14 protein-coding genes are annotated in these 16,189 nt (G+C 64.2%); 8 read left to right on the top strand and 6 right to left on the bottom strand.

Annotated elements, in window-relative coordinates:
• Window positions 1-39: 39 nt before the first annotated feature.
• Entirely contained in the window at window positions 40-534 is a 495-nt protein-coding gene (locus ACVIJ6_RS35385; protein WP_012043109.1) for a hypothetical protein, read from the bottom strand.
• 471 nt (window positions 535-1,005) lie between these two features.
• On the opposite strand from ACVIJ6_RS35385, the gene ACVIJ6_RS35380 reads away from it, so the two are divergent.
• The 6 genes from ACVIJ6_RS35380 to ACVIJ6_RS35355 all read left to right on the top strand — a co-directional run bounded on the left by ACVIJ6_RS35380 (window position 1,006) and on the right by ACVIJ6_RS35355 (window position 6,868).
• Window positions 1,006-1,239 carry a hypothetical protein gene (locus ACVIJ6_RS35380; RefSeq protein WP_012043110.1) on the top strand — a complete coding sequence of 78 codons (234 nt, stop codon included), beginning with the start codon at window positions 1,006-1,008 and terminating at the stop codon, window positions 1,237-1,239.
• A 226-nt stretch (window positions 1,240-1,465) separates the two neighbouring features.
• The gene (gene hpnC, locus ACVIJ6_RS35375; protein ID WP_456776525.1) at window positions 1,466-2,344 is read left to right on the top strand and encodes a squalene synthase HpnC; all 879 of its coding nucleotides are present in this window, start codon (window positions 1,466-1,468) and stop codon (window positions 2,342-2,344) included.
• Window positions 2,341-3,180 carry a presqualene diphosphate synthase HpnD gene (gene hpnD, locus ACVIJ6_RS35370; RefSeq protein ID WP_456776524.1) on the top strand — a complete coding sequence of 280 codons (840 nt, stop codon included), beginning with the start codon at window positions 2,341-2,343 and terminating at the stop codon, window positions 3,178-3,180. Before hpnC ends, hpnD begins: the two co-directional genes overlap by 4 nt.
• Window positions 3,180-4,430 carry a hydroxysqualene dehydroxylase HpnE gene (gene hpnE / locus ACVIJ6_RS35365; RefSeq protein WP_456776523.1) on the top strand — a complete coding sequence of 417 codons (1,251 nt, stop codon included), beginning with the start codon at window positions 3,180-3,182 and terminating at the stop codon, window positions 4,428-4,430. The genes hpnD and hpnE overlap by 1 nt, the downstream gene beginning before the upstream one ends.
• A 348-nt stretch (window positions 4,431-4,778) precedes the next feature.
• Complete coding sequence (locus ACVIJ6_RS35360; RefSeq protein ID WP_374050100.1) at window positions 4,779-5,543, top strand: phosphorylase; 765 nt, start codon at window positions 4,779-4,781, stop codon at window positions 5,541-5,543.
• Window positions 5,544-5,710: 167 nt separating this feature from the next.
• Window positions 5,711-6,868, top strand: a complete 1,158-nt coding sequence (locus tag ACVIJ6_RS35355) for an IS481 family transposase (protein ID WP_456771077.1) — start codon at window positions 5,711-5,713, stop codon at window positions 6,866-6,868.
• A 259-nt stretch (window positions 6,869-7,127) separates the two neighbouring features.
• Here the strand turns inward: ACVIJ6_RS35355 and hpnH are convergent, their stop codons facing one another.
• Together hpnH and ispH are read right to left on the bottom strand one after the other, a co-directional pair.
• Window positions 7,128-8,276 (bottom strand): adenosyl-hopene transferase HpnH, encoded by a 1,149-nt coding sequence (gene hpnH, locus ACVIJ6_RS35350; protein ID WP_456776522.1) that lies wholly within the window; start codon window positions 8,274-8,276, stop codon window positions 7,128-7,130.
• A 34-nt stretch (window positions 8,277-8,310) separates the two neighbouring features.
• Entirely contained in the window at window positions 8,311-9,237 is a 927-nt protein-coding gene (gene ispH, locus ACVIJ6_RS35345) for a 4-hydroxy-3-methylbut-2-enyl diphosphate reductase (protein WP_456777151.1), read from the bottom strand.
• Window positions 9,238-9,725: 488 nt separating this feature from the next.
• Here ispH and hpnN point away from each other — a divergent pair, with 488 nt between their 5' ends.
• The gene (gene hpnN / locus ACVIJ6_RS35340; RefSeq protein WP_456776521.1) at window positions 9,726-12,314 is read left to right on the top strand and encodes a hopanoid transporter HpnN; all 2,589 of its coding nucleotides are present in this window, start codon (window positions 9,726-9,728) and stop codon (window positions 12,312-12,314) included.
• A 78-nt stretch (window positions 12,315-12,392) separates the two neighbouring features.
• On the opposite strand, the gene ACVIJ6_RS35335 is transcribed toward hpnN, so the two are convergent.
• Window positions 12,393-13,016: a DUF2147 domain-containing protein gene (locus tag ACVIJ6_RS35335; RefSeq protein WP_456776520.1), complete on the bottom strand. Its 624-nt coding sequence runs from the start codon at window positions 13,014-13,016 to the stop codon at window positions 12,393-12,395.
• A gap of 101 nt (window positions 13,017-13,117) precedes the next feature.
• Between ACVIJ6_RS35335 and hpnO the strand changes: the two genes are divergently transcribed.
• On the top strand, window positions 13,118-14,509 hold the full coding sequence (gene hpnO / locus ACVIJ6_RS35330; protein WP_456776519.1) for an aminobacteriohopanetriol synthase HpnO: 1,392 nt from the start codon (window positions 13,118-13,120) through the stop codon (window positions 14,507-14,509).
• A gap of 258 nt (window positions 14,510-14,767) precedes the next feature.
• Here hpnO and ACVIJ6_RS35325 read toward each other — a convergent pair whose 3' ends face one another.
• Entirely contained in the window at window positions 14,768-15,550 is a 783-nt protein-coding gene (locus tag ACVIJ6_RS35325) for an anti-sigma factor family protein (RefSeq protein WP_456776518.1), read from the bottom strand.
• Between the two features lie 3 nt (window positions 15,551-15,553).
• A complete protein-coding gene (locus ACVIJ6_RS35320) occupies window positions 15,554-16,102 on the bottom strand; it encodes a sigma-70 family RNA polymerase sigma factor (protein ID WP_456776517.1) in 549 nt (182 codons plus the stop codon).
• Window positions 16,103-16,189 lie beyond the last annotated feature (87 nt).

Genomic DNA, 16,189 nt, shown 5'->3' with positions numbered 1-16,189 from the left:
GTCAGGGCCGTTCGCATGTTCAATTGCTAATGTAGCCGCTCAGGTCTTCGACATCGTGATGTTGACGCCGCGGATCTCGCCCTTGGACGAGATCTGAACCACCTGCTTGTTGCCGTTGGTCCTCAGCGTGATACTGGCGGCGAAGCCGGCGGCCTGGACGAAGACGTCGATCTGGCCATTGCCCGCAGTGCCCTGCAATTCGCCGTTCACATTGCGGCTCGCCTCGCTCCAATTGCCGGAGATGCGGTCGCCCTGGCTGGTGACATCACTGGACAGCAGGAACTTGTAGCTGTCGCTGGCGCATTGCAGGCTCTGCTTCAGATTGGCGCCGGCCACCTTGTAGCTGGCCTTGCAGCGGATGCGCTCGGTGGTTCCGTCCGACAGCGCGACCGTGCCGTTGCCCGACCACGAGCCGTCGAAGCCGGCGAACGGACCCGACTGCGCCTGAACTGCTGATGCCGACAGAATCAGCGCCGCGCCGAGTCCGGCTGCCTTGATGACACGGCCTGAGAGAGGTGAGCCGAACAGTTTCATAGTGAGTTTCCCATCCAGAATGACGCCGTTGTGCGGCCGCGTTTCACCGCTTCGAACACTTTAGTGTCCCCGCCAAAAGTGAGGTTCAAATGACAGCTGGCCGGGCGTGAGGTGCGGTCAGGTGCCATGATGCCGCGCGGTGATCGTGCGATCGGTCGCGCCGCTCGTGCAAATGGCTGTCGTCCCTCGCACCCCGATTGGCGCGCATCTAACGGTCCGCGCGGCATGCTTGCAACAGCCAAATGCGAAAAACGTGTTCCGAAAATAATGCCCTAGTATCAAAGCCTTGATTATGTCAAAGCTTGGCCCTGGGCTCGACCTGCCCAGAGATCCTAGGGCGTAAATTTGGCCGCAATTGGCAGCGTTTCTTTGACGCTGGGGGGCTGGCGGTCCTTGCAAACCAAACAGGTGTTTTCCCGGGCAGCATCGGCGATCCGGGAGGTCTCCTCTGCTGTCAAACGAAGGAACACGATGCGTAAGATTTTCCTGGCACTTTCTCTGCTCTCGCTGTCCGCCACCACCGCTGCGTTCGCGCAAGGCGCGCGGGGGACCGCAGAGGAGCAGGCGGCTTGCACCCGTGACGTTCAGAAGTTCTGCCGGGCCGTGATCGACCAGGGCGACTTCACGATCCTGGCGTGCCTGAAGGAGAACCGCCCCAAGATCAGCCCGGCTTGCGATCAGGTGCTGAAGAACCACAACCAGTGATGCGTGTCGACCGGGGCCAGCTGTGCTCCGGTCCATGCAATGGTTAACGGCTGCCGTCCCGCCGATTCGAGGTGGACGGCGGCCCGGCCGTGTTGCTTCCCCGAGATGGATTGCATTGGTTTTGGTCGGATCTTCGCCTATATGGAGGCCAGCGATCCGTTCGCATGAGCGAAGCGGCGGGCATCGTTTGTCGTAGCGCCCTTCAAACCTGATAGCTGTTTCGTCCATGACCACCGCGAGCGATTTGCGATCCGGCAAGACACACCGGGACGAGAACTTTCCGGTCGCGTCCTGGATCATCCGCCCCGAGCATCGGGCGCTGATCCTCGCCTTCTACAATTTCGTGCGCACCGCCGACGACATCGCCGATCATCCGAGCTTGCCGGGCGACGAGAAGTTGCGGCTGCTGGATCTGCTCGAGGCCGAACTCACAGGGACCGGCGAGACGCAGGACGTCGCTCTCGGCCTGCGCCGGGCGCTCGCCGCGCGCGGCATGTCCCCGCGCCATGCCCTCGACCTGCTGGTCGCCTTCCGCATGGACGTCACCAAGCTGCGCTACGAGAACTGGGACGAGGTCATCCACTACTGCCGCTATTCGGCGATGCCGGTCGGACGTTTCATGCTCGACGTGCATGGCGAATCCACCGCGACCTGGCCGGCATCTGACGCGATCTGCGCCGGACTGCAGATCAACAACCACCTGCAGGATTGCGCCAAGGACTACAAGGCGCTCAACCGCGTGTACCTGCCGCGCGATGCGCTGGCCGAGGCCGGCGCCACGGTCGAGATGCTCGGCGTGCCCAAGGCGCCGCCGCCGCTGCTGGCCTGCCTGCAGAAGCTCGCTGTGCGCAACGCGGCGCTGCTCGAGGAAGGCAGGGACCTCAACAGCGGCGTCAAGGACTTCCGATTCGGACTGGAGATTGCCGTGATCCAGGCTTTCGCCGATCGCATTGTCGCAATGCTCAAGGTGCGCGATCCGCTCAGCGAGCGGGTGCATTTGTCGCCGATGGGCATGATCGGTCTCACCGCCGCGGCGGTCGCCGGCGAGATCGGGCGCCGCGTCGCGGGGCGTCATCCCGTCAGCAAATCGGCGGCCGGCGCATGACCCTGGAGGCGACCGCAGGCAGCATCGACCACGGCACCGCCGCGTCCGGCAGCTCGTTTTATGCCGCCATGCGCATCCTGCCGCGGGCCCAGCGCGATGCGATGTTCCAGGTCTACAGCTTCTGCCGCGAGGTCGACGACATCGCCGATTCCGATGGGCCGCGCCCCGAACGGCTGGCGGCGCTGCAGCAATGGCGCGACGATATCGACGCGCTGTATCAGGGCAACCCGCCGCCGCGGCTGCGCGACTACGTCAGTTCGGTGAAGACGTTCGGGCTGAAGCGGGAAGACTTCCTCGCCATCATCGATGGCATGGAGATGGACGTGCCGCAGGAGATCCGCGCGCCCGATCTCGCCACGCTCGACCTGTATTGCGACCGGGTGGCCAGTGCCGTCGGCCGGCTGTCGGTTCGCATCTTCGGCATGCCCGAGGAGGACGGCATCCTGCTGGCTCATCATCTCGGCCGCGCGCTGCAGCTCACCAATATCCTGCGCGATATTGACGAGGACGCCGGCATCGGCCGGCTCTATCTGCCGCGCGAGGCACTGCTATTTGCCGGCATCACCGGCGACGATCCGGCGAAAGTGGTGCAGGAGCGTGCGCTACCCAAGGTGTGCAACTCGGTTGCCATACGGGCGAAAACGCATTTCGAAAAGGCCGACGAGATCATGCGGCGCAATCGCCGGCGCACCGTGCGGGCGCCGCGGATCATGGCGAAATATTACCGCGCCGTGTTCGACCTGTTGCTCGAACGCGGCTTTTCCCCGCCGCGCGAGCCGGTGCGCGTGAGCAAGCTCACGAAGATCGGCATCATCCTCCGCTACGCTTTCATCTGATGAACAAGATCGCTCACATTATCGGCGCTGGAATCTCCGGCCTCTCCGCCGGCGTACGGCTCGCCAATGCCGGCTACACCGTCCATGTCCACGAGGCGACGCAGCAGCTCGGCGGCCGGTGCCGCTCTTATTACGATGCCGCCACCGATCTCGTGATCGATAATGGCAATCATCTGCTGCTCTCGGCCAACCACCACGTGCTGGCCTATGCCCGGGGGATCGGCTCGGAGGCGGGGCTGGTTGGGCCGAAGGACGCGCAATTCGCCTTCGTCGATATCCGGACCGGGCAGCGCTGGTTGCTCGATCTCGGCAGCGGCCGGCTGCCGTTCTGGGTGTTCGACGAAAGCCGCCGCGTCCCCGATACCACGCTCGGTGACTATCTGGCGCTGTCGCCGCTGATCTGGGCCGGCACCGCCAAGACCATCGGCGATACGATTCCCTGCAAGGGCACGTTGTATGACCGGCTGGTGCAGCCGCTGCTGCTGGCGGCCTTGAACTGCGATCCGCCGGAGGGCTCGGCCGGCCTGGCCGGGGCGATCGTCCGGGAGACGCTGCTGGCCGGCGGCCAGGCCTGCCGTCCGCTGATTGCGCGCGACGGCCTCTCCGGCGTGCTGATCGACCCTGCCGTCAAGTTTCTGGAAGGCAAGGGCGGCAGCGTCCGGATCGGGCGTGAGCTGCGCGCCCTCGATCAGGCCGCTGGTCGCGTCACCGGGTTGCGCTTCGGCGGTGACGAGACCGTCGCGCTCGGGCCGGATGACGTTGTCGTGCTCGCGGTGCCGCCGCGGCCCGCGATGGCGCTGCTGCCGGGCCTGACGGGCCCGACGAAGTTTCGTGCCATCGTCAATGCCCATTTCCGCATCACCCCGCCGAAGGGCGCGCCGGCGCTGCTCGGCGTGGTTGGCGGACTGGTTGAATGGCTGTTTGCCTTCCCGGAGCGGCTGTCGGTCACGATCAGCAATGGCGACCGGCTGGTCGATATGCCGCGCGAGCAACTCGCCGCTGCGATCTGGGCCGACGTCTGCAAGGCCGCTGGCATCTCCGCCGAGCTGCCGCCCTGGCAGATCGTTCGCGAGCGCCGCGCGACCTTCGAAGCCACGCCGGAACAGAACGCGCTGCGGCCGGGCGTCAAAACCAGTTTTGCCAACCTCGCTCTGGCCGGGGACTGGACCGATACCGGCCTGCCGGCGACGATCGAAGGATCGGTGCGGTCCGGCGATCGCGCTGCGGATCTGTTGCTCGGCAAAGCCTGACGGACGACAGAAGCGCCGTTGCGGACGCCTGGCCTGGGGTGAGGCCGGGACGGGATTATCACATTTTCGTGGCGTGGTTTTTGCTTCGAGTTCCATGACCGGTGAGACCGGCCGGGCGATGTTCCACTCTGGAACGGCGTCAGCGGCACCAAATGGCAACACCGGGCAGAAAATGCATCGCTTGCGGGTGCAGTGCGGCGCAAACAGGGTTTCCTCGCGGATTTTTTCTGCGTAATCCTCGGTTTGTTAAGGTCTTTCCGCTCTGGCGCCGCCGCGCTCGAGGCATTGGAACAAGAGACGGAGACGTCGGCTTGCGCGACGTCCGATACAGGTGGCAGGGGTCGGATTGTGAAGTTGGGGATGGGGGACGAAACGTCCGCGGATCGCCCCATTGATCCGCGACCGGTTCTGGTTGTGACCGGTCTGGTGCAGGAGGCCCGGATTGCTGCCGGGCCCGGCATGATGGTTATCTGCAGTTCGAGCGATCCAAAGCAATTGCGCTCGCTGCTCACGGTGTTCGACCCGACGTCTATTCGCGGTGTCGTCAGCTTCGGCGTGGCCGGCGGCCTCGATCCCAGTCTCAAGGCCGGTGACATCGTTGTCGCGACCGAGGTGACCGCCGGGGACGCGCGCTGGCTGTCGGGCATGTCGCTCCGTGAGGAGCACATCGCGCGTGCCGCGCTGAAGAAGCGCCGGGTGGTGCGCGGCGTGCTCGCCGGGGCCGAGGAAGTGGTGGTGGCGCAGGCCCGCAAGGCGGCGCTGCGGATGAAGACCGGCGCAGCCGCCGTCGACATGGAGAGCCACATCGCAGCCGCCTACGCCGCTGAGTATGGACTGCCGTTCGCGGCCCTGCGGGTGATCTCCGATCCCGCGCATCGCACGCTGCCGTCGCTGGCCAAGGACGCCATCAAGCCGAACGGGGCTATCGACCTGCCGATGATCCTGCGCGGCGTGGCCCGCAATCCGACCGTGCTGGGCGGCCTGGTTTCCACCGGCATCGAGTTCAACCGCGCTTTGCGTTCGCTGCGCGGCGCCCGCGACCTGCTGCTGAGTGGCCTGCTCGCGGCGGAGCACTTCCTCGAGACCGAGACGCTGGCCGCGGCCGAGGCGTGAGGCCCGTCTCCGATCGCCAACTTCTATTATCGGCCAGGTTCGCCGCTCATTTGGCTTGCTCCGTCATTGCGAGCGCAGTGTTTAGCCCGGGGACATGGCTGACGGGTGTTCGGGGACATGGTTGACACGTCAAAATCGGCTCGATTCGTCAAACAAGGGGGCGAGCGATGCCGTGGCGAGAGGTGTCTGTCATGGATCAGCGACGAGAGTTTGTGATGCTTGCCAAGCAGGAGGGAGTAAACCGGCGGCAGCTGTGTCGGCAGTTCGGCATCAGCCCCCAGACCGGCTACAAGTGGATCCAGCGGGATGATGCTGGCGATACGACGCTGGCGGACCGATCGCGGCGGCCGCATCGGAGTCCGGAGCGCACGGCGGCTGCGACTGAGCAGCAGATTGTCGCGCTGCGCGATGCTCACCCGGCCTGGGGCGCGCGCAAGCTCGCACGTCGTCTCGAGCGCGATGGGCAAGCTGTCCCGGCGATATCCACCGTGCACTCCATCCTGCGCCGTTACGATCGCGTGAGCGAGCCTGCAGGCACGCCCGGGCAGCCCTACACGCGCTTCGAGAAGGATGCGCCCAATCAGCTTTGGCAGATGGACTTCAAGGGGCACAGCGCGCTGGAGAACGGCGTGTCCTGTCATCCGCTGACGGCGTTGGACGACCACTCGCGCTTCTCCTTGTGCCTGGCCGCCTGTGACAACGAACGAGGCTCTACGGTACAAGGCCATTTGGAGACGACGTTCCGCCGCTACGGACTGCCGGATGCGATGTTCGTCGACAATGGCGGCCCCTGGGGCTTCACCCTTGAAGACCCCTGGACCACGCTGACGGTGTGGCTTCTGAAGCTCGGCGTCCGAACGATCCACAGCCGGCCCTACCATCCTCAGAGCCGGGGCAAGAACGAACGCTTCCACCGCACCTTGAAGGCCGAGGTCTTTGCCCTCAAGCGCTATCGCGACCTGATCGACGTCCAGCGGGCGTTCGACGACTGGCGGGCCGTCTACAATCTCGACCGGCCGCACGAGGCGTTGGACTTCGATGTGCCCGCAAGCCGCTATCGACCCAGCCAGCGCACGATGCTGGATCGCCTTCCGACGGTGGAATACGACGATGGCGAGATCGTCCGTTCGGTATCCACCACCAAGGCCTATGTCAGTTTCAAGGGACGGCTCTGGAAAGTCCCGCAAGCCTTTCGCGGTGAGCGGCTCGCTATTCGTCCGCTCAGTTCCGACGGAAAATTCGGAATTTTCTTTGCCGCGCATCAGATCGCAGCGATCGATTTGCGCTGCCCGAAAAGTGTCAACTATGTCTCCGAACAGGTGTAAGCTATGTCCCCGGTCTGAACAGCAGCGAAGCAATCCAGAGTCCCGCAAACCCCCCTGGATTGCTTCGCTGCGCTCGCAATGACGTGTGGAGAAAGCTTCGTGTCAAGGCGGATGCTTGCGCCGGCTGGCACGGCGATGGACCGCTGCTGAAATACAGCAACCAGGTGCTGACGCCTCCAAGCGTTCTCATATCGCCCCAAACGAAACAGGCCGCCGATTGCTCGGCGGCCTTCTTGCTATCGGTTGACGGGGCTGCGGATCAGGCCGCGGTCGAGGCCTTCTGCTGCGCCTCGATTGCCTCGTCGCGGCGGATCTCGGAGAGGCGCTTCTGCACCTCGGACGAGAACACATACTGCGCCGGGCGCTGCTTGGAGAGGTCGATCTCCGGCGCCATCGGGCCTTCGGTCTTGATGCCGCGCAGCGACACCCACATCGCCTTCAGCGGATTGCTCAGCGCTGCGTCGGCCGCGGTGGCCTCGTAGCCGCAATGCGCCATGCAGTCGGCGCACTTCTCATACTTGCCGGTGCCGTAGGAGTCCCAATCGGTGGTCTCCATCAGCTCCTTGAAGGTCTTGGTGTAGCCTTCGCCGAGCAGGTAACAGGGCTTCTGCCAGCCGAAGATGTTGCGCGCGGGCATGCCCCAGGGCGTGCACTCGAACTCCTGGTTGCCGGCCAGGAAGTCGAGGAACAGGCCGGAATGCATGAAATTCCACTTCTTGCCCTTGCCGAGCGCGAACACGTCGCGGAACAGCTGCTTGGTCTTGGTGCGGTTCAGGAAGTGCTCCTGGTCCGGCGCGCGCTCATAGGCGTAGCCGGGCGACATGGTGACGCCGACGCCGAGCTCGGTGGTGAAGTCCAGGAATTTGGCGATCTCCTCGGCCGGATGGCCGTCGAACACGGTGGCGTTGACGTTCACGGTGAAGCCGCGCGCCTTGGCGGCCTTGATCGCCGACACGGCGCGATCGAACACGCCCTTCTGCGACACGGCCTTGTCGTGATGCTCGCGCAGGCCGTCGAGATGCACCGAGAAGAACAGATAGGGCGAGGGCTCGAACAGATCGAGCTTTTTCTCGAGCAGCAGCGCATTGGTGCAGAGCGAGACGAATTTCTTGCGCGCGACCAGGCCGCGTACGATCTCACCGATCTCCTTGTGGATCAGCGGCTCGCCGCCGGGGATCGCCACCATCGGCGCACCGCATTCGTCGGCCGCGTCCCAGCACTCCTGCGCCGTCATGCGGCGGTTGAGAATCGCGTCGGGATAGTCGATCTTGCCGCAGCCTGCACATGCAAGGTTGCAGCGAAACAGCGGCTCCAGCATGAGCACGAGCGGATAGCGTTTGCGGCCGAGAAGCTTCTGCTTCATCAGATAGGCCCCGATACGCAGTTCCTTATGGAAGGGGATTGCCATTACGTCTCTTCTTTCTGGACCAAACGAGGAGCGATCAGCCCGCGACCAATTCGGCCGGCAGGCGAAATTCGATGTTTTCTTCCCGCCCCGGGACCACCGCGACCTCAACCGGTCCGATGCGCCGCAAGGCTTCCATGACGTCGTCGACGAGCACTTCGGGAGCCGAGGCGCCAGCGGTGATGCCGACGGCCCGGGCGCCCTTCAGCCACTCCGGATTGAGCTCGCTGCCATCCGCGACCAGATAGCTTGCGACCCCGGCCTCGGTGCCGATTTCGCGCAATCTGTTCGAGTTGGAGCTATTGGCGGCGCCCACCACCAGGATAACGTCCACCAGCTTGCTTAAGTCCCTTACCGCAGATTGGCGGTTCTGTGTCGCATAGCAGATATCCCGGATATCGGGACCTTGAAGGTCTGTAAAGCGGGCTTGAAGGGCCGAAATGATGTCCTTGGTGTCGTCTACGCTCAGAGTAGTCTGGGTGATATAGGCCACGGGCGTGTCGCTGGGCAGGGGCAAAGCGGCCACATCGGTGACGTTTTGGACCAGATGAACGGGGCCGGGAACCTGGCCCATGGTGCCCTCGACCTCCGGATGTCCGGCGTGGCCGATGAGTACCAGGGTACGTCCCTTGGACATATAGCGTTTGCCCTGGTTGTGCACCTTGGTCACGAGGGGGCAGGTGGCATTCAGGACCGGCAGGCCCCGGGCGGCTGCCTCCTCCTCGACGCTGCGTGCCACGCCATGGGCGCTGAACACCGTCACCGCGCGCGGCGGGACTTCCGAGAGGTCCTCGACGAAGATCGCGCCCTTTGCCTTGAGGCTCTCGACGACGTATTTGTTGTGCACGATCTCGTGACGCACATAAACGGGCCGGCCGTACTTCTCCAGCGCGCGCTCGACGATGTCGATCGCACGCACGACTCCCGCACAAAAACCGCGCGGCTGCGCGAGATAGATCTGCAGTGGACGTCGGTCAGTCACGTTACCTCACTTTCGACCCGCACCTCCGTGCGCGTGATGAGCTGCAATATCCGCACCAAGCGAATGCCTCATTTGCGCGCTGCTCCGCATGGAAGCGCAGGGCTTTGTGTCAAAAATCGAGCACGGAGGAAAGCCGGTTTGCAACTCGCTCGCATGTGATCGAACGCACACGGGCCGCGAATCGATGGTGGTATTTTAGTAATTGCAAATTATCCTTGTTACCTGAGCTACTTAGGATCTCACTCGTTCGTCACTTTACCGCCGAGAACAGCCGCTATATCAGCCGCCCCGACGGTTCCGTGCATCGCTCGATCTGAGCCTCCGTCCAGGGACCATCCGACTCGTCACGGGTTTGGGCCAGGGCCGTGTCGGGGCCGCTGTGGACATGGTCCGCGGCTGGTCCTGGCCAGGGAACTCCGCCATGAAGCGGACGTTTCCGCCCAGCCCGTAAAACATTAGAAAGTCAAGAAGTGCTGACAACGATTGTCGTCTCCATCGTCAAGGCCTGCACGCGGTTCGCGTGGCCGACATTGATTGCGGGCCTGCTTTTGTCGGTGGCGGCGGGCGTCTACACCGCCGGTCATTTCGCCATCAACACTGACATCAACAAGCTGATTTCCCCGGAGCTCGATTGGCGCAAGCGCGATCAGCAATATGAGCAGGCGTTCGATCGCGACCGGATGATCCTCGGCGTGGTCGAGGCGGCGACGCCGGAACTGACCGGCGTGGCGGCGGATGCGCTCGCCAAGAAGCTCAAGGGCGACACCAAGAACTTCTCCTCCGTGGATCTGCTCGGCGGCGGTGAGTTCTTCGCCCGTAACGGGCTGCTGTTCCTGCCGACGGACGAGGTGAAGCAGTTGACCGGGCAGTTCGCTGCCGCGGCGCCGCTGATCGAGATCATGGCCGGTGACCCGTCGATCCGCGGTCTGACTGGTGCGCTGGAGACGGGTCTTGCCGGCGTCACGCGTGGCCAGGTCAAGCTCGACAGCACCGCACGGCCGTTCGACTACATCTCGCAAACGGTGGAGACCCTGCTCGACAAGGGCGATGCCACCTTCTCCTGGCGCCAGCTGATCTCGGACAAGCCGCTCACCGACGGTGACAAGCGGGCCTTCATCCAGTTCAAGCCGATCCTCGATTACCAGGCGCTCGAGCCCGGCAAGGCCGCGACCGACGCGATCCGCCAGGCGGCGGCCGAGCTCGATTTCCCCAACCGGTTCCATGCGCGTGTGAGGCTGACCGGGCCGGTCCCGATTGCCAACGAGGAATATGCCACGGTGCAGGAGGGGGCCGTCGTCAACGGCATCGGCACCGTCGTGGTCGTGCTGATCATCCTGTGGCTGGCGCTGCATTCGGCCAAGATCATCTCGGCCGTGTTCATCAATCTGTTCATGGGCCTTGCCATGACAACTGCGGTGGGACTGATGATGGTCGGTTCGCTGAACCTGCTGTCGGTCGCCTTTGCCGTGCTGTTCATCGGCCTCGGCGTCGATTTCGGCATCCAGTTCAGCGTCCGCTACCGCTCCGAGCGCTTCAAGAATGACGATCTGCCGGAGGCGCTCGCCGAGGCGGCGCGGCGCTCCGCGGTGCCGCTGTCGCTCGCGGCGATGGCGACGGCTGCCGGATTTCTCTGCTTCCTGCCGACCGACTACAAGGGCATTTCCGAGCTTGGCGCCATCGCCGGCGCCGGCATGATGATCGCCTTCCTGTCGTCGATCACGGTTCTGCCGGCGCTGCTGAAGATCCTCAATCCGCCCGGCGAGAAGGAGCCGGTCGGCTATGCCTTCCTGGCGCCGGTCGATCACTTCCTCGAAACGCACCGGGTGCCGATCATCGTCGGCACGCTTGGCCTCGTCATCGCCGGCCTGCCGTTGCTTTATTTCATGAAGTTCGACTTCAACCCGATGAACCTGCGCAATCCGCACGCTGAGTCGATTGCGACCTATCTGGACCTCCGCAAGGACCCGAACACCGGCGCCAATGCTATCGACGTGCTGACGCGCTCGGAAGCCGAGGCCAAGGCGATCGAGGCCAAGCTCGCCAAGCTGCCTGAAGTGGCGCGCGTGATGTCGCTGGACAGCTTCGTGCCGGAGGATCAGCCGGCCAAGCTGGCGATGATCGCGCAGGGCGCGAAGGTGCTCGGGCCTGCACTCAATCCGGATCAGGTCGATGCAGCGCCGACCGATAAAGAGAACATCGACGCGCTGAATTCGACCGTCAACAATCTGCGCCGCACGGCCGGTGACGGGCAGGGGTCTGGTGCGGTGGCCTCTCGGCGGTTGGCCGACGCGCTCGCCAAGCTTGCCGGCGCCAGCGAGAGCCTTCGCAACAAGGCGCAGGCCGTATTCGTCGAGCCGCTGCAGATCACGCTGGAGCAGCTCAACGCGACCTTGCAGGCGCAGCCGGTGACGCTCGCGAACCTGCCGCCCGAGCTCGTATCGCAGTGGAAGAGCAAGGACGGCCTGATTCGCGTCGAGGCCCAGCCGAAAGGGGATCCGAACGACAACGATAATCTCCGACGGTTCGCCAACGCGGTGCTGGCCGCGGAGCCGAATGCGATCGGAGGACCGGTCTCGATCCTGAAGTCCGGTGACACGATCGTGAAGGCGTTCATTCACGCCGGCATCTACTCGCTGGTCGTGATCAGCCTGTTGTTGTGGGTGACGCTGCGCCGCTTCTCGGACGTGCTCATGACGCTGGTGCCGTTGCTAGTGGCCGGTGCGGTGACGCTCGAAATCTGCGTTCTGATCAAGCTGCCGCTGAACTTCGCCAACATCGTCGCACTGCCGCTGCTGCTCGGCATCGGCGTGGCCTTCAAGATCTATTATGTCGTGGCCTGGCGTTCCGGCAGAACGAACCTGCTGCAGACCAGCCTGACACGGGCGATCTTCTTCAGCGCGCTGACGACAGCGACCGCCTTCGGCAGCCTGTGGCTGTCGAGCCACCCCGGGACATCCAGCATGGGCAAGTTGCTGGCGCTGTCGCTGGTCACCACGCTGGCCGCGGTGCTGCTGTTCCAGCCGGCCCTGATGGGCAAGCCGCGCGAGGTCAAGGAATAGGCGCGCACTGCGGATCTTGACGACGAAAAAAGCGGCCGAGCATCTCGGCCGCTTTTGTTTTGGAACGTCCGCCGTGCTTCAGCGGACCCGCGCGATCTCCGGCAGCAGGCAGATGTCGCCGACCTGGTCGGCGGGCTTCGCTGCCGGTTTCCCGGCCGCTGCCACCGCGCCCGTGGTTGTCTTCGGAGCCGGGGCCGCAGCCGGAGCGGGCGCGATCGGTTTCTGTGTACCTTTGGCCATGCTGTTCACGGGGCTCGACGGGATCGGTGGACCGACCCGCGTCCACGTCTCGCCCCCACACAGGAAGCCGAGCACGCATCCTTTGATCTCCAGATGATCTGGGTCGCTGGGTGTGATCGTGGAGCTATAGAGCTGACCGTCCTTGGCGTTGTAGACTTGGCCTTCCCATTGGTCGGCTCCGGCCTTCCTCTTCATGTCGATCAGGATCGGCATGCCGAGTGTCGGACGGCTCTGCTTGGCCGGATCGGGATTGTTGCTGTCACGCCCCCCCGGGGTCTTCTCCCAGGCCACGACGCCCCACATGCTGCCATTGCATTGTGCGACTCGGATGTTTGCGACACCGTCAGACACTCGCCAGTCGCCGGTCGGATCGGCTGCGAGCGCGGACGAAATTCCTGATGCGAACAAAACGCCCGAATATGTTATCATTGTTCGCATGAGGTTTTTGGAGCGATGCAACATTGGCAGAAACCCGTGCTTGCTTTGATGATGCGAATGAGGGCAAAACGCCGCATTGCGCGTTTTCAGTTGACGAAACGTCTCTCAACCGAAGTATGTAGCTGATGCTAAAACCAAATCTAGACGTTTCCGAGATGTTTGTGGAGCGCCAAGCGCAGCGCAGCACGATGCACTCTCGGCATCTGAACGAGCAGCTGGTTCGCGTTCTCAAGACGATCGGATACGATGTCGGGTTCCAAAAGGGACAAGGCCAATATCTCTACGATCGTGACGGCGCCCGCTACCTCGACCTGCTGAGCGGTTTTGGTGTCTTTGCAATCGGCCGCAACCATCCGACCCTGCGTGACGCGCTGAAGAGCGTGCTCGACAGCGATCTCCCGAACCTCGTCCAGCTCGATGTGTCGACACTTGCCGGCGTTCTGGCCGAGCGGCTGCTCGAATATGTCCCATACCTGGACAAGGTGTTCTTCGCCAATTCCGGCGCCGAGACCGTCGAGGCGGCGATCAAATTCGCGCGTGGCGCGACCGGCCGGCCCGGCATCGTCTATTGCGGGCATTCCTATCACGGCCTGACCTATGGCGCGTTGTCGCTGACCGATGATTCCAACTTCCGGAGCGGCTTCGAGCCGCTGCTGCCGGGTTGCACGGCCGTGCCGTTCAACGATCTGGCTGCTCTGGAGCAGGCGCTGTCGTCGCGCGAGATCGCGGCCTTCATCGTCGAGCCGATCCAGGGCAAGGGCGTCAACATGCCCTCCGACGAGTTCCTGCCCGGTGCCGCTGCGCTCTGCAAGAAATACGGCACGATCTTCATCGCCGACGAGATCCAGACCGGTATGGGCCGCACGGGGCGGTTCCTTGCCGTGGAACATTGGAACGTCGAGCCCGACATGGTGCTGCTGTCGAAGGCGCTGTCGGGCGGCCACGTGCCCGTCGGCGCTCTGCTGACGCGTAAGCACATTTTCGACAAAATCTTCAACCGCATGGATCGGGCTGTCGTACACGGCTCGACCTTCGCCAAGAACGACCTCGCAATGGCGGCCGGGATCGCAACGCTCGAGGTGATCAAGGCCGAGAAGCTGATCGAGGCCGCCGCCAAGCGCGGCGCCGAGCTGCGCCTGGCGCTGACGCGCATGGTGCCGGGCTATGAGCTGCTGAAGGAAGTGCGCGGCAAGGGCCTGATGATCGGCGTTGAGTTCGGCCCGCCGAAATCGCTGCGCCTGAAAGCCTCGTGGAATGTGCTGGAGAGCGCCAATAAGGGCCTGTTCTGCCAGCTGATCACGGTGCCGCTGTTCAAGGATCACAAGATCCTGACCCAGGTCGCCGGCCACGGCCTGCACACCATCAAGCTGCTGCCGTCGCTGACGATCACCGAAGAGGACTGCAGCTGGATCGAACGGGCCTTCGACGACGTGATCGCCCAGAGCCACAAGGTCCCCGGCGCGATCTGGTCGCTCGGCAAGACCCTGGTCGACAACGCGATCCGCAAATCGGCGTGAGCTGACCGGCTACGATCAACGTCGGCGCGACACGGCGAGCTGTCATCGCCCGACTCGACCGGGCGATCCAGTACGCCGGGACAGTTGTGATCATCTCGATGGGCCGCGGCGTACTGGATGCCCGCCTGCGCGGGCATGACATCCGAGGAATGCGGCTTCGCAGGGGGCAAAAGCGCGAAGCGCCGTGCCCACCATATCAGTTTCTCTCTCGCCATTGGCGGGCTCACTTCGCTTCGTTCGCAACGACTGAAGCTCGCCTCAGCCGCTCCCACCCATCGTGCGCTCGAACCGTTCGCCGAACTCATTGAGCTCGTCGGCGTTGATATCGCTCACCGCCCAATAGCTCAGGCTGCGGTCGCGCCAGCTGCGGATGTTGAATCCTTGGATCGTGTCGAGCCGCGGGCCGCGGCGCTCGGCGGATGATGTCTGCGCCACGAACAGATTGATGACGTGCTGGCGCCGGCGATAGACGACGGCACCGATCGGGCGCGCGTCGACGTAATCGAGCCGGCCACCGATCAAAGTGAAGCCCTGTGCCGTGAGGTCGATCACCGGCGGCGCGACGTCGAGCTTGCCGTTGAACCAGGGCTTGACGGTGTGCTGATCGGTCGAGATCACATCGGTCAGGTGACCCGCCTGCAGCGAGCGCAGATGCGCCGAGACGATCTCGGCCTCGATCCGCTGCTGGTCGTCGTTGTGCAACACGACCGCGACGAGACCGGTGGCGGCCAGCGCCGATACGGCCGAGCCCATCGCAAAGCCCTTCAGCAGTGTGCGCCGGCTCGGCACCGCGGCGAGCGGCGTGATCGACGCCGCAGCAGCGGCAGGCAGCGCAGCTTCGATGCGCTGCCGCAAGGCGGCGGGCGCCTTGATGGTCAGGTCAGCGCCGGCCAGCGCCTGCTTCATCTGCCTGATCGCAGTGAGCTCGGCCGCGCAGCGCGGGCAGGCGGCAATATGGGCCTCGACCTCCCGGGCATGGCCGGCATCGAGCTCGCCATCGGCCAGCGCGTGGATCAGGATTTCGACATCGTCGCAGGTCATGGCTTAGGGTTCCTCCTGCGCCAGCCAGGCGGCGCGCAGCATCGCGCGCGCCCGGGCGAGACGCGACATGACCGTGCCCACGGGCACGCCGGCGGCCTCCGCGATCTCGCGATAGGACAGGTTGTTGATCTCGCGCAGGACCAAGGTCTCGCGAAACGGCTCGGTGAGCGTATCGATCAGGCGCTGGATCGACGAGGCGTCGCGCTCGCGCAGCATGGCGCCTTCCGGCGTCTCGACGCTGTCCTGCCAAAGCGCTGCCTGCTCCGTGGTCTCCGGCGCATCGTCGAGCGCCTTGACCGGTGCGCCGGCGCGGCGTGCGAATTCGGCGTGGCAGACATTGCGCAGGATCGCGAACAGCCATGGCTTGATCGCCGGGCCGCGATAAGTGTCGAAATGCTTGTAGGCGCGCAAATAGCATTCCTGCACGGCATCCTCGGCGTCGGCCTGATGACGGAGCAGATAGCGCGCCAGCGTATAGACGTCGTCGAGATGCGGCAGCGCCGCCTCGCGGAAGCGCCGCGCCCTTTCGGGATCATCATGCGGTGTGGTCACCGGCTTCCTCTCCGGGTCGCTTCGCGGCATCACGGCCGGGTCCGCGCAACGCTGCCGGCTCGACCATGATGTGATGCTCATGCCCTG

The sequence above is a fragment of the Bradyrhizobium sp. USDA 4369 genome (assembly GCF_054056435.1).
This window is presented reverse-complemented; position numbering and strand designations above follow the sequence as displayed.

Excerpts from the sequence above, each read along its gene's own strand:
- ACVIJ6_RS35385 (WP_012043109.1), bottom strand. The coding sequence starts at position 534 with ATGAAACTGTTCGGCTCACCTCTCTCAGGCCGTGTCATCAAGGCAGCC.
- ACVIJ6_RS35380 (WP_012043110.1), top strand. The coding sequence starts at position 1,006 with ATGCGTAAGATTTTCCTGGCACTTTCTCTGCTCTCGCTGTCCGCCACC.
- hpnC (WP_456776525.1), top strand. The coding sequence starts at position 1,466 with ATGACCACCGCGAGCGATTTGCGATCCGGCAAGACACACCGGGACGAG.
- hpnD (WP_456776524.1), top strand. The coding sequence starts at position 2,341 with ATGACCCTGGAGGCGACCGCAGGCAGCATCGACCACGGCACCGCCGCG.
- hpnE (WP_456776523.1), top strand. The coding sequence starts at position 3,180 with ATGAACAAGATCGCTCACATTATCGGCGCTGGAATCTCCGGCCTCTCC.
- ACVIJ6_RS35355 (WP_456771077.1), top strand. The coding sequence starts at position 5,711 with ATGCCGTGGCGAGAGGTGTCTGTCATGGATCAGCGACGAGAGTTTGTG.
- hpnH (WP_456776522.1), bottom strand. The coding sequence starts at position 8,276 with ATGGCAATCCCCTTCCATAAGGAACTGCGTATCGGGGCCTATCTGATG.
- ACVIJ6_RS35335 (WP_456776520.1), bottom strand. The coding sequence starts at position 13,016 with ATGTTGCATCGCTCCAAAAACCTCATGCGAACAATGATAACATATTCG.
- hpnO (WP_456776519.1), top strand. The coding sequence starts at position 13,118 with ATGCTAAAACCAAATCTAGACGTTTCCGAGATGTTTGTGGAGCGCCAA.
- ACVIJ6_RS35325 (WP_456776518.1), bottom strand. The coding sequence starts at position 15,550 with ATGACCTGCGACGATGTCGAAATCCTGATCCACGCGCTGGCCGATGGC.